The sequence below is a fragment of the Brevibacterium sp. MGP-B1 genome (assembly GCF_057766545.1).
In genome coordinates this window covers 2,150,030-2,162,341 of record NZ_CM173407.1, presented here as the reverse complement: position 1 = coordinate 2,162,341, position 12,312 = coordinate 2,150,030, and the positions used below count along the sequence as shown (strand labels likewise).

Genomic DNA, 12,312 nt, shown 5'->3' with positions numbered 1-12,312 from the left:
GACATAATTCGACGCTGAAGGCCATGAGCTGATCGCCATGAAGGGACACGACCGTCGCCGAGGCGGCCCGACCGAAAGCCTGCAACGCTGTGCTCCGCTGCGGTCCGGTAGGAGAAGCGACCGCCGAGGCGGCCCGATCGTCAGCGGTCCTCGTCGCCGCTGAGATAGACCGGCAGCCGCCGGTAGCGCACTGCCCGTTGGGCGGCGCCGGCGGGAACTTCCTGAGTGGGTTCGTAGGTGGCGTTGTTCTGCGGAACCTCATGCGAACCCGGCAGCGGGTACGGCTCGCCGGCAACCTGGGCGGGGGAGGCGAAGGACTGCTGCTGACCGGGCTGCTGTTCGTAGCCGGGGGAGTGCTGGTAGCCGACTCCGGGGATGGGCTGCAGGCCGAGTCCCTGCCGGTCCGGTCCGTCACCCTCGCTGTAGGCGTCCCCGGGATGATAGGCGTCGCCGGGGTAGCCGACATCTCCACGGTGACCACGCTCTCCGCGATTTCGTCCGCTGCGACCTCGCTCTCCGCGACCTCGCCCGCTGCGACGGTCGGAGTCCTCCGGCCGGAGAAAGGGGAACGGTTTGAGCAGCAGGCCGGTGACGGTCGAGGACCACCAGCGCAGGGCGCGTTCGAAGGGCGACCAGGCGAGCAAGCCCGTCCAGACGACGGCCAGGGCCACACAGATGAGCAGGACGACGGCGTCGTGGAGGACGTTGCGGCTGTCGTCGAGGACCGGCTGCAGGGCGCGGACGACGAATCCGTGGAGGATGTAGACAGCGAGGCTGTTCTTGCCGATCGTCGCGATCGTGTCCTTCGTGTTGCTCAACCAGGACAGAAGGGCCAGCGTCAGCAGCACCGCTCCGATGTCGACGATGAGTCGCAGTCCCACGCCTTCGGGAACGCTGACGTCGAAGTGGGCGAAGTTGAGGCTGCCGTAGAGCCAGTTGTAGTCGACCTGGTCGAGGAAGAAATATCCGACGGCCGCGAGTGCAGCGGCACTGAAACAGAGTTTCTGCCAGATTGCGAGGCTGCCCGCCCAGTCGATGATCTGCTTGCCGTAGAGCTTGCCGATGACGAAGAACGGCCAGAACGCCATCGTCCGAGCCGCGGAGAGTTCGGTGTCGAGGATCGGCAGCAGTCCGCCGAAGAGACCGACGACCAGAGAAGCGACGAGCATCGTGCGCGGGAAGCGCTCGATGAAGGGGACCGTGATCATCCACCACGCCATCGATAGCAGGAACCACGTGTACCAGAACGGTCGGAGGAAGTCGTAGTCGGGATTAAGCCCGAAGAGCCACATCCACCCCCACATGAGCGGCAGCACCGTGGCGAGGAGGACGAAGTAGGTCAGAACCCGTTCGGCCAGCTTGTTCGACTTCGCCGTGATGCCGGCGAGGAAGACGAACGCCGGCATGTGGAACATGTAGATGAAGTACATCGGTGCGCCCAGGATCGGCGACTCCCATGGGGAGGTCCTGGCGAGGAGGTGGCCCAGAACCACCAGGAAGATGAGTATTCCTTTGGCGCGGTCGATGCGATAGTCCCGTGATGACACGCCGATACACTACCGCACCCGGCAGGATTTGGGGAAAGTTCAGACCGTCGCCGAGGCGGTCGCCAGGTCGTGTGCGACGGTGCACTCGTGCGTGCGAACAGGGATGGAAACGACTAGCCGCTGGCGGCGCAGTTCACGCATTTGGCCGCGTAGGGGCGGGCCTCCAGCCGCGCCTCGGCGATGGGTCTGCCGCAGTCGATGCAGGTGCCGAACGTGCCCGCGGCGAGGCGGTCGACCGCCTCGGCGATCTCTTCGAGGCGATTCTCGGACTGGTCGAGCAGGGTCGCGGCCTGCGACCGTTCGAAGGCGAGCGTCGCCCCTTCCGGATCGTGCTCGTCGTCGCTGTTGTCGCCCTCACGAGCGGCCGAGACCTCATCGATTCCCTGAGTCAGGCGGTCGATGAGCGCCTGCGTCTCCGCTCGCTCCGCCTCGAGCAGGTCTCGCATCGTCGCTTCGTCGATCACTCAGGCCTCGAGAGCTTCGGACGCTTCGAGCCAGCGCATCTCGAGTTCGTCGAGTTCGTCCTGGGACTCGCGGATCGCAGCCGTGAGCTTGGCCAGTCCCTCGAAATCGGTCTGGTCGTGGGCGGCCATCTCCTCGTGCTTCTTCGCGATCTGAGTACCCAGCTTGTCCATCCGCCGCTCGATCGACGACAGTTCCTTCTTCGCCGCCCGGGCTTCCGCACCGGACAGTTTCGGCGCCGATGCGGATCCCTCGCTCGCCGAGGCGGCCCCACCGGAACCGTTCCCGCCGGCTCCTGTCGATGCACCGTTCGAACCGCCGGAAGCCCTGTTCGAACCGGCAGCGCCGCGGCGTTCCTGTTCGGCCCGCAGCTGCAGATACTCCTCGACGCCGCCGGGAACATGGCGCAGACCGTTGTCGAGGATCGCGTACTGCTGATCGGTGACGCGCTCCAACAGGTATCGGTCGTGGGAGACGACGATGAGGGTGCCCGGCCAGGAATCGAGGAGATCCTCCATCGCCGCGAGCATGTCCGAGTCGACGTCGTTCGTCGGCTCGTCGAGGATGATGACAATGGGTTCGGCCATGAGCAGCAGCAGAAGCTGGAGTCGGCGCTTCTGCCCGCCGGAGAGCTCCTTGACCCGGGCGGACAGATGCTCCTTCGCGAAGCCGAGCCGTTCGAGCAGCTGGGCCGGAGTGAAGTCCTTGCCTTCGATGTTGAACGAGGTCTTCGACTCGGCGAGGACCTCGCGCACACGGGAATCGGCGATGCGGGCCAGATCCTTGAACTGCTGATCGAGCACACCGATCTGCACGGTCTTGCCGCGCTTGACCCGACCCGCATCGGGTTCGATCTCACCGGAGACCAGACCTAAGAGCGTCGACTTCCCAGCACCGTTCGGACCGAGGATCCCGGTGCGCTCACCGGGACCGATGCGCCACGTGACATCCTCGAGGATCGTGGTCTCGCCGAAGTGCTTCGACACGTCGAGCAGATCGACGACGTCCTTGCCCAGGCGGGCCGTGGCCATCTTCTTCAGCTCGATCGGATTGCGCACCTCCGGCACATCGGCGATGAGCTGGTTGGCGGCTTCGATGCGGAACTTCGGCTTCGACGTCCGGGCGGGAGCACCGCGTCGCAGCCACGCGAGTTCCTTGCGCATGAGATTCTGCCGCTTCGCCTCGGTGGCGGCGGCGATCCGGTCGCGCTCGACGCGCTGGAGGACATAGGCGGCATAACCGCCTTCGAAAGGCTCGACGATGCGGTCGTGGACCTCCCACGTCTTCGTGCACACCTCGTCGAGGAACCACCGGTCGTGGGTGACCAGCAGCAGGGCTCCGGCGTTCTTCGGCCACCGGCCGCGAATATGCTTCGCCAGCCACGCGATGCCGTCGACGTCGAGGTGGTTCGTCGGCTCGTCGAGGATGAGCATGTCCCAGTCGCCGATGAGCAGAGCCGCCAGGGCCACTCGGCGGCGCTGACCGCCGGAGAGCGAGGAGATCTGCGCATCCCAATCGAGATCGGCGATGAGACCGGAGATGATGTCACGGGCCTGCGGATCGGCAGCCCATTCGTGATCGGCGGCATCACCGACGACGGAGAAGCCGACGGTCGCCCCGTCATCGAGGTCATCGCGCTGGCCGAGCATGCCCAGACGCAGCCCGCCGCGATACGTCACGCGTCCGGAATCGGGTTCGATGGTGCCGGCGAGCATGCCGAGCAGGCTCGACTTGCCGTCGCCGTTGCGGCCGACGATGCCGATCATGTCGCCGGACTCGACGCCGAGAGTGACGGAGTCGAAGACGACGCGCGTGGGGTATTCGAGGTGGAGGGCTTCTGCCCCGAGGAGATGTGCCATAGCAGTCTCCAGCCTAGTTCACTGCGGTTCGCCCCATGACCGGACGGGCCCGATGGACGAGCCGCCGGCCGCATCGTTTGCCGCGCACTTCTGTCTCAAACACAAGGCGTTTTCTGTTCGCATTTCGGACCGATAACCCCACCGCATGACGGATTATTTCTTTTTCATATCGGTGTCTGCGATTGAGGTGCTAACGGACCTTTCCAAATGACCTCAGTGCATTAGACTGGCCGAAACTCATCAAAATATGACAGTTCGTCCAGTGGTTTCACATTTTCGGTAAGGGCAGACAGGGCCCTCATCCGTGTGCGCTGTCTGTATCAGAAAAGAGAAAACGTGAAGAAGCTCGCTTCAGCGGTGTCGATGATCGCCGCATCTGCCCTGGTCCTCTCGGCTTGCGGCTCAGGTGGAGAATCCGGCTCCGACTACCTGGCCTGCATGGTCTCCGACTCCGGCGGTTGGGACGACCAGTCCTTCAACCAGTCCGGCCGCGAGGGCATGGAGAGCGCGAAGAAGAACCTCGGCATCGAAGATAAGCTCGCCGAGTCGCAGGGTGATGCGGACTTCAAGCCGAACGTCGACAACATGGTGCAGCAGGGCTGCAACCTCACCTTCGGTGTCGGATTCCTCCTCGAGGACACGATCCAGGAAGCCGCAGAAGCGAACCCCGACCTCAACTTCGCACTCATCGACTCCACGTTCTCCGACGCCGACGGCAAGCCGGTGACCATCGACAACGCCAAGGCCGTCGTCTTCAACACCGCCGAGGCCGCGTACCTCGCCGGCTATGTTGCGGCCGCGACTTCGAAGTCGGGCAAGGTCGGCACCTTCGGCGGTATCCAGATTCCGTCCGTGACGATCTTCATGGACGGATTCGCCGACGGCGTGGACAAGTTCAATAAGGACAACAAGAAGGACGTCAAGCTGCTCGGCTGGAACAAGAAGAAGCAGGACGGATCGTTCTCCGGTGACTTCGAGAACCAGGGCCAGGGTCAGGAGCTGACCAAGCAGCTCATCTCGCAGGGCGCCGACGTCATCATGCCCGTGGCCGGCCCCGTCGGCCTCGGTGCCGCGGCCGCCGCGAAGGAAGCCGGCGACGTCAACCTCGTGTGGGTCGACTCCGACGGCTACGAGTCGACCGAATACGGCGACATCATCCTCACCTCGGTGGTCAAGCAGATCTCGCAGGCCGTCGAAGACACCATCAAGGAAGGCTCGGAGGACAAGTTCTCGAATGAGCCCTACGTCGGCACGCTCGAGAACGAGGGCGTGGGCCTCGCTCCGTACCACGACTTCGAAGACAAGGTTCCCGAGGACGTGAAGAAGAAGGTCGAGGATCTGAAGAAGCAGATCGTCGATGGCAGCCTGGTCGTCGAGTCTGAGAGCACACCGAAGTAAGCTCGTCGGTTAAACTGCAGGGCCGAGTTCTTTCGGCCCTGCAGTTTTCAAGTTTGTGAGGAGAACCGGAAGCAGTGAAACTCGAGCTTCGCGGGATGACCAAGGTGTTCGGATCGTTCGTGGCCAACGACCACATCGATCTCACCATCGAACCGGGCGAGATCCACGCCCTGTTGGGTGAGAACGGCGCCGGCAAGTCCACCATGATGAATGTCCTCTACGGACTCTACGACGCCGATGGGGGAGAGGTCCTCATCGACGACAAGCCGGTGAAGTTCTCCGGGCCGGGCGACGCCGTCGCCGCGGGCATCGGCATGGTCCACCAGCATTTCATGCTCGTGCCCGTGTTCACCGTCGCCGAATCCGTGGCGCTGGGCTACGAACCGACGAAGAGCCTCGGGCTCCTCGACATCAACGAGGCGCGCAAGAAGGTCAAGGAGATCTCTTCGCGCTTCAACTTCAACATCGATCCCGACGCCCTCATCGAGGATCTTCCGGTCGGCGCACAGCAGCGCGTGGAGATCATCAAGGCCCTCTCGCGCGATGCGGAGATCCTCATCCTCGACGAGCCCACGGCTGTGCTCACTCCGCAGGAGACCGACGAGCTGATCTCGATCATGCGCCAGCTCAAGGAGCAGGGCACGTCGATCGTCTTCATCACCCACAAACTCCGTGAGGTCCGTGCGATCGCCGATTCGATCACGGTCATCCGCCGCGGAAAGATCGTCGGGGAGGCTTCTCCGGAATCGACCGAAGCCGAGCTGGCCAGCCAGATGGTCGGCCGTGCCGTGTCTCTGACGACCGAGAAGGATGCCGCCGATCCCGGCGATGCCACCTTCCAGGTGCGCGGACTCACCGTCGTCGACAAGGCCGAGAACGTCGTCGTCGACGATGTGTCCTTCGATGTGCGTCGCGGCGAGATCCTCGCCGTCGCCGGCGTCCAGGGCAACGGGCAGACCGAATTGGCCGAGACGATCATCGGTCTCACCGAACCGCGGTTGGGCACGATCATCCTCGACGGGAAGAAACTCGTCGGGGACTCGGTCAAGGACCGCCTCGGTGCCGGTATCGGATTCGTTCCCGAAGATCGGTCCACCGACGGCATCATCGCGGAATTCGCGATCCGCGAGAACATGATCCTCGACGTCTACGATCGTGAGCCCTATGCCAAGGGCCTGAACATGCGGTCGAAGGTCATCAGCGAAGAGGCGAAGAAGAAGGTCGAGGAGTTCGACATCCGCCTCGGCAGCGTCTCCGACCCGATCTCGACCCTCTCCGGCGGAAACCAGCAGAAAGTGGTGCTCTCCCGCGAGCTCGGCCGCGATCTGCGACTGTTCATCGCCAGCCAGCCCACCCGCGGACTCGACGTCGGATCGATCGAATTCGTGCACAAGCGCGTCATCGCCGAACGCGATTCCGGCACCCCCTGCATCATCGTCTCGACCGAACTCGACGAGGTGTACGGCCTCGCCGACCGCATCGCCGTGATGTACGCCGGGCGCATCGTCGGCATCGTGGGACCCGAGACCTCCCGCGAGGCACTGGGCCTGATGATGGCCGGCGTTCCCGCCGACGAAGCCCTCGAGGCGACGGCCGGCAGCACAAGCACCGAAGGTGCCGCGAACCCGGCAGACAATACGGAATCAGCCGCAGCCTCGGCGAAACCCGCCTCCAGCGCGACCGAGCCCGCGGACGACGACTCAGCCACCACCTCGGCGGAGGAGACCAAATGACGACTGATATCTCACCGGCCGCTCCTTCCGCGGCACCGCCGCCGGAGTCCGAGACCGAGGACGGCAGGGAACAGACTCTGCTGCAGCAGATCATGTCGGGATCCTGGCTGGTCTCGCTGCTGGCGATCGTTCTCGCACTTCTGTTCGGCGGTGTCCTCATCGCCGTGTCGAACGCGGAGGTCGTCGCGGCGGCCGAGAACTTCTTCGCCGCTCCCGGCGAGTTCTTCGCCACGCTCTTCCAGACGGTCGGCAACGCCTATTCGGCGCTGTTCCGCGGAGCGGTCTTCGACTGGGACGCACGCACCACCGAACGCGCCATCCGCCCCCTGACCGAATCGATGGTCTCGGGCACCCCGCTCATCCTCACCGGTCTCGGCATCGCCTTGGCCTTCCGCTGCGGTCTGTTCAACATCGGCGGACAGGGCCAGGTCATCCTCGGCGCGACCATCGCCGGATTCCTCGGCTACGCGCTGCCGCTGCCTCCCGTCGTCCACATGCTCGTGGCCGCGATCGGCGGAATCATCGGCGGTGCGATCTGGGCCGGAATAGCCGGTGTCCTCAAGGCACGCACCGGTGCCAACGAGGTGATCGTGACGATCATGCTCAACTCGATCGCCGGCTACGCACTGGGCTACCTGCTCAAGCAGAACTGGTTCACGCACACGACCTCGGCGAACCCGCAGTCACGGGTCATCGACGACTCCTCGCAGATGTTCCTGCTGCTGCCGCCGCCGTTCCGTCTCCACTTCGGCTTCGTCATCGCCATCCTCGCCACGATCTTCGTGTGGTGGCTGCTCGAACGCTCGACGATCGGCTTCGAGTTCAAGGCCGTCGGCGCGAACCCGCACGCGGCCCGGACCGCAGGCATCTCCGTGTCGAAGGTGACTATCCTCGTCATGATCGTCGCCGGTGCCCTGGCCGGACTCGGCGGTGCCGCTCAGGTGCTCGGCACCGAATACAAACTCACCGGCGGAATCAGCGGGTCGATCGGCTTCGACGCCATCACCGTCGCCCTGCTGGGACGGTCGAAACCGCTGGGGACGTTCCTTGCTGGCCTGCTCTTCGGTGCGTTCAAGGCCGGCGGCTACCTCATGCAGTCCCAGACCGGTACGCCGATCGACATCGTCCTCGTCGTCCAGTCCGTCATCGTGCTGCTCATCGCGGCCCCGCCCCTGGTGAGGTCGATCTTCCGGTTGCCCACACCGGTGCTCAAGCGGAAGGAGGACTGAGATGACTGCTCAGACCATGGATAAGACACCTTCGACCCAGGTCAAGGCGCTTGCGCCGATCGCCTGGAAGTTCCCGATCGTCTATACGATCCTCGCCCTCGTCTCGCTTATCTTCTTCGGCTTCATCGGCCGGGACGGGGAGACGACCTTCCGGGTGGCCACCGGCGGAGACTTCTTCGCCATCCCCGACTTCGCCGTGTCCTCGACCGCGGCGGGGCTGACGCTGGGCATCCTGCTCATCATCATGGCCGCCGTGTCCATCTATGTGGCGATCAAACGCATCGACCTCGGCTCCTGGTTCCCGATGCTCTTCGGCGTCATCTTCGTTCTCTCCTTCCTCGCCTGGGCCGGCGGCGGATCCGGCGGCGTCATCCCGCTGACGACGCTGCTCGCCGGTGCCCTGGCACTGTCCGTGCCGCTGATCTTCGGCGCCATGTGCGGTCTCGTGGGAGAACGTTCGGGCATCATCAACATCGCCATCGAGGGCCAGCTGCTGGCCGGTGCGTTCCTCGCTGCGGTGGTCGCCTCGGTGGTGAAGAACCCGTACGCGGGACTGCTCGCCGCTCCCGTCGCCGGTGCCCTGGTCGCCGTGGTGCTCACCTTCTTCGCGGTGAAGTACTGGGTCAACCAGATCATCATCGGCGTGGTCCTCAACGTCCTCGTCGTCGGCATCACGAGCTTCCTCTACTCGACGGTGCTCACCCAGGACCCGGGACTGTGGAACTCCCGCCAGAAGCTGCCCAACCTCCCGATCCCGCTGCTTTCGGACATTCCGGTGCTCGGACGGGTCCTGTTCGACCAGAACATCCTCCTCTACATCATGTACGTCGTCGTCATCGCGCTGCAGATCTTCGTGTTCCGTTCGAAGTGGGGTCTGCGGATGCGCGCCGTCGGTGAGCACCCGAAGGCTGCGGACACCGTCGGCATCAAGGTCAACTTCACCCGCGTGCGCAATACGCTGCTCGCCGGTGCCATCGCCGGCCTCGGCGGTGCCTTCTTCACCGTCGGCTCCGGACTGGCGTTCGGCAAGGAGATGTCGGCCGGGCAGGGCTATATCGCCCTGGCCGCGATGATCCTGGGCAAGTGGAACCCGAAGGGTGCGCTGTTCGCGGCCCTGCTGTTCGGCTTCTCCAAGAGCCTCGGCAACACTCTGCAGTCCATCGGCACCCCGGTGGCCAACGAGCTGCTGCTCATGCTGCCCTACATCGTCACCGTCTTCGCTGTCGCCGGATTCGTCGGTCGGGTCCGCCCACCGGCCGCGGAAGGCGTGCCCTACGTGAAGTGAGCCCCGCCTCGGCGATGGATCTGCATTTCCCCTCGATCACCCCACAGTCACCACCCGAAGGAAGAGATATCCCCATGACTGCCCCCGAACCCCGCGCTTCCGCACCCGAGTCGACCGACCCGGTCTGGAGCGAGGAACCCACGGCGGTAAGCCCCGAAGACCTCAGCGAAGGCACCTGGGAGCTGCTGCGGGCCGAAGCGAAACGGGCGATGGCGAAGGCCTATGTGCCGTACTCGGACTACCCTGTCGGGGCCGCCGGTCTCGTCGACGACGGTCGCATCGTCAGCGGCTGCAATATCGAGAATGCCTCGTTCGGGGTGACGCTGTGCGCGGAATGCTCGCTCGTTTCCGAGCTGTTCATGACCGGCGGGGGCCGCCTCGTCGCCTTCGACTGCGTGGACGGAGAAGGCAACACCCTCGTCCCCTGCGGGCGATGCCGACAGCTGCTGTTCGAACACGGCGGCAACGACCTCGTCATCAACATGCCCAGCGGACGCGCCCCGATGTCCGTGGTCCTGCCCGAAGCCTTCGGACCCGACCACCTGGCCGGGGCGCACGACGGCTATGAGGCCAAACACTGACGAGCCTGTCCCTCGACGAGGCGGCCGCGGCCGGGAATGTCACCGCAGGGATTGATGACAACGAAGATTTCGACGACAACGCACGCATCGTCGACAACACAGAATTCGACGACAACGAAGGATTGAGACCGTGAGCGTAGAAGCATTCGACACCGTCGACGTCATCGCCGCCAAGCGTGACGGCCGAGCCCTGAGCAAGGAGCAGATCGACTGGGTTATCGACGCCTACACCCGCGGCGCTGTCGCCGACGAGCAGATGGCGGCCCTGGCCATGGCGATCTTCATCAATGACATGGCACCGGTTGAGATCGCGCATTGGACGCAGGCGATGATCGACTCCGGTGAGCGCATGGACTTCTCGTCCCTGTCCCGGCCCACCTCGGACAAGCATTCGACCGGGGGAGTCGGGGACAAGATCACCCTGCCGCTGGCTCCGCTCGTCGCGGTCTTCGACGTGGCCGTCCCGCAGCTCTCCGGCCGCGGTCTCGGCCACACCGGAGGCACCCTGGACAAGCTCGAATCGATTCCCGGCTGGCAGGCCGGACTGAGCAACGAGGCGATCGTCGACCAGCTCGAGTATGTCGGCGCCGTCATCTGCGCCGCCGGATCCGGGTTGGCGCCGGCCGATAAGAAGCTCTACGCTCTGCGCGACATCACCTCGACGGTCGACTGCATTCCTCTCATCGCCTCCTCGATCATGTCGAAGAAGATCGCCGAGGGCACCTCCGGGCTCGTCCTCGACGTCAAGGTCGGTTCCGGGGCGTTCATGAAGGACCTGGCGAAGGCTCGTACGCTGGCCCAGACGATGGTCGAGCTCGGCAAGGCCGCAGGTGTCAACACCTCGGCGCTGCTGACCGATATGTCCACACCACTGGGGCTGACCGTCGGCAATGCCCTCGAGGTCCGCGAATCTGTCGAGGTCCTCGCCGGCGGCGGACCCGCCGACGTCGTTGATCTCACCGTGGCTCTGGCAGAGGAGATGCTGCGTCTGGCAGGCAAGACCGATGTCGACGTCCGAGCCGCACTGGCCGACGGTCGGGCCATGGACAAGTGGAAGCAGATGATCCGCGCCCAGCACGGCGACCCGGACGCCGCTCTGACGGTCGCCGAGCACACCGAGGTGGTCACGGCGACGGACTCCGGGGTGCTGACGAAGCTCGACGCGCTGGGCGTCGGGGTGGCATCGTGGCGTCTCGGCGCCGGACGGGCACGGAAGGAAGACCCGGTCCAGAACGTTGCCGGAATCGAACTGCACGCCAAACCCGGGGACACGGTCACGGCCGGCCAGCCGCTCATGACACTGCACACGGCGACCCCGGAACGGTTCGAGCGCGCCATCGAGGCTTTGGAGTCCGCGGTCGAGATCGGCGGGGATGCCGCCTCGGTGCCGGAATCGATCGTTTTCGACACGATCACCTGAGCCGAATCGCACACTCTCAGCACTGCCGCGCGGCCGCTGGCCTCGCTACGCTGGACCTGATGACGCTGCGCGCAGCACCTGCACGCGCAACCATGCACGACCACGCAACCTTGCACGACCACTTCTGGAGGACCGAATGACCAGCCGCACCGATGTCGCGAACATCATCGACCACACCCTGCTCAAGCCCGAAGCGACCCGCGCCGACGTCGATGCCCTCGTGGCGGAGGCGAAGGAGCTGGGCGTGCTCGCGATCTGCGTGTCACCGTCCATGCTGCCGATCACCGATCCGGGTGAGCTCGTCGTGGCCACCGTCGTCGGATTCCCCTCCGGCCAGGTGAAGCCGGAGATCAAAGCCGCCGAGGCTGGTCGGGCCGTCGCCGATGGTGCCGCCGAGGTCGATATGGTCATCAACATCGGCCAGGCCGTCGCCGGGGACTTCAACGGACTCGAAGCCGATATCCGCGGCGTCGTCGAGGCCAGCGGGGACGCCCTCGTCAAGGTCATCATCGAGTCGGCTGCGCTCAACGACGAGCAGATCGTCGAGGCCTGCCGCCGCTCGGAGGCCGCCGGAGCCGGATTCGTCAAGACGTCGACCGGATTCCACCCGGCCGGAGGCGCCAGCGCTCATGCCGTGTCGCTCATGCGCGAGACCGTGGGCGACCGCCTGGGAGTGAAGGCCTCCGGCGGAATCCGCACCGCCGAAGCAGCCGAAGAGATGATCGCCGCCGGCGCGTCCCGCTTGGGCCTCTCCGGCAGCGCCGCAATCCTCAACTCCCTCTAATTGCTACCTGACGG

At 65.0% G+C, this 12,312-nt stretch carries 10 protein-coding genes; 7 read left to right on the top strand and 3 right to left on the bottom strand.

Features of this window, described 5'->3' with window-relative positions:
- Positions 1–140: 140 nt before the first annotated feature.
- The 3 genes from AC3CD9_RS09865 to AC3CD9_RS09855 form a co-directional block, all read right to left on the bottom strand.
- Positions 141–1,547 (bottom strand): acyltransferase family protein, encoded by a 1,407-nt coding sequence (locus AC3CD9_RS09865; RefSeq protein ID WP_488367451.1) that lies wholly within the window; start codon positions 1,545–1,547, stop codon positions 141–143.
- Between the two features lie 113 nt (positions 1,548–1,660).
- The gene (locus tag AC3CD9_RS09860) at positions 1,661–2,011 is read right to left on the bottom strand and encodes a TraR/DksA family transcriptional regulator (RefSeq protein WP_488367450.1); all 351 of its coding nucleotides are present in this window, start codon (positions 2,009–2,011) and stop codon (positions 1,661–1,663) included.
- Positions 2,012–3,868 carry an ABC-F family ATP-binding cassette domain-containing protein gene (locus tag AC3CD9_RS09855; RefSeq protein WP_488367449.1) on the bottom strand — a complete coding sequence of 619 codons (1,857 nt, stop codon included), beginning with the start codon at positions 3,866–3,868 and terminating at the stop codon, positions 2,012–2,014. It abuts the gene before it with no gap.
- Positions 3,869–4,204: 336 nt separating this feature from the next.
- Here AC3CD9_RS09855 and AC3CD9_RS09850 point away from each other — a divergent pair, with 336 nt between their 5' ends.
- From AC3CD9_RS09850 to deoC, 7 genes are all read left to right on the top strand, one after another.
- A complete protein-coding gene (locus AC3CD9_RS09850; RefSeq protein ID WP_488367448.1) occupies positions 4,205–5,266 on the top strand; it encodes a BMP family lipoprotein in 1,062 nt (353 codons plus the stop codon).
- A gap of 74 nt (positions 5,267–5,340) precedes the next feature.
- On the top strand, positions 5,341–6,999 hold the full coding sequence (locus AC3CD9_RS09845) for an ABC transporter ATP-binding protein (protein WP_488367447.1): 1,659 nt from the start codon (positions 5,341–5,343) through the stop codon (positions 6,997–6,999).
- Positions 6,996–8,228 (top strand): ABC transporter permease, encoded by a 1,233-nt coding sequence (locus AC3CD9_RS09840; protein WP_488367446.1) that lies wholly within the window; start codon positions 6,996–6,998, stop codon positions 8,226–8,228. Before AC3CD9_RS09845 ends, AC3CD9_RS09840 begins: the two co-directional genes overlap by 4 nt.
- A 1-nt stretch (position 8,229) precedes the next feature.
- Positions 8,230–9,513: an ABC transporter permease gene (locus AC3CD9_RS09835; RefSeq protein ID WP_488367445.1), complete on the top strand. Its 1,284-nt coding sequence runs from the start codon at positions 8,230–8,232 to the stop codon at positions 9,511–9,513.
- A gap of 74 nt (positions 9,514–9,587) precedes the next feature.
- The gene (locus AC3CD9_RS09830) at positions 9,588–10,094 is read left to right on the top strand and encodes a cytidine deaminase (RefSeq protein ID WP_488367444.1); all 507 of its coding nucleotides are present in this window, start codon (positions 9,588–9,590) and stop codon (positions 10,092–10,094) included.
- 130 nt (positions 10,095–10,224) lie between these two features.
- Positions 10,225–11,514, top strand: coding sequence for a thymidine phosphorylase (locus tag AC3CD9_RS09825; RefSeq protein WP_488367443.1), 1,290 nt, complete (start codon positions 10,225–10,227; stop codon positions 11,512–11,514).
- 136 nt (positions 11,515–11,650) lie between these two features.
- A complete protein-coding gene (gene deoC, locus AC3CD9_RS09820; protein WP_488367442.1) occupies positions 11,651–12,298 on the top strand; it encodes a deoxyribose-phosphate aldolase in 648 nt (215 codons plus the stop codon).
- Positions 12,299–12,312: the final 14 nt, after the last annotated feature.

What these genes read in the sequence shown, in the direction of transcription:
- AC3CD9_RS09855 (WP_488367449.1), bottom strand. Translation starts at nt 3,868, where the DNA reads ATGGCACATCTCCTCGGGGCAGAAGCCCTCCACCTCGAATACCCCACG.
- AC3CD9_RS09840 (WP_488367446.1), top strand. Translation starts at nt 6,996, where the DNA reads ATGACGACTGATATCTCACCGGCCGCTCCTTCCGCGGCACCGCCGCCG.
- AC3CD9_RS09835 (WP_488367445.1), top strand. Translation starts at nt 8,230, where the DNA reads ATGACTGCTCAGACCATGGATAAGACACCTTCGACCCAGGTCAAGGCG.
- AC3CD9_RS09830 (WP_488367444.1), top strand. Translation starts at nt 9,588, where the DNA reads ATGACTGCCCCCGAACCCCGCGCTTCCGCACCCGAGTCGACCGACCCG.
- deoC (WP_488367442.1), top strand. Translation starts at nt 11,651, where the DNA reads ATGACCAGCCGCACCGATGTCGCGAACATCATCGACCACACCCTGCTC.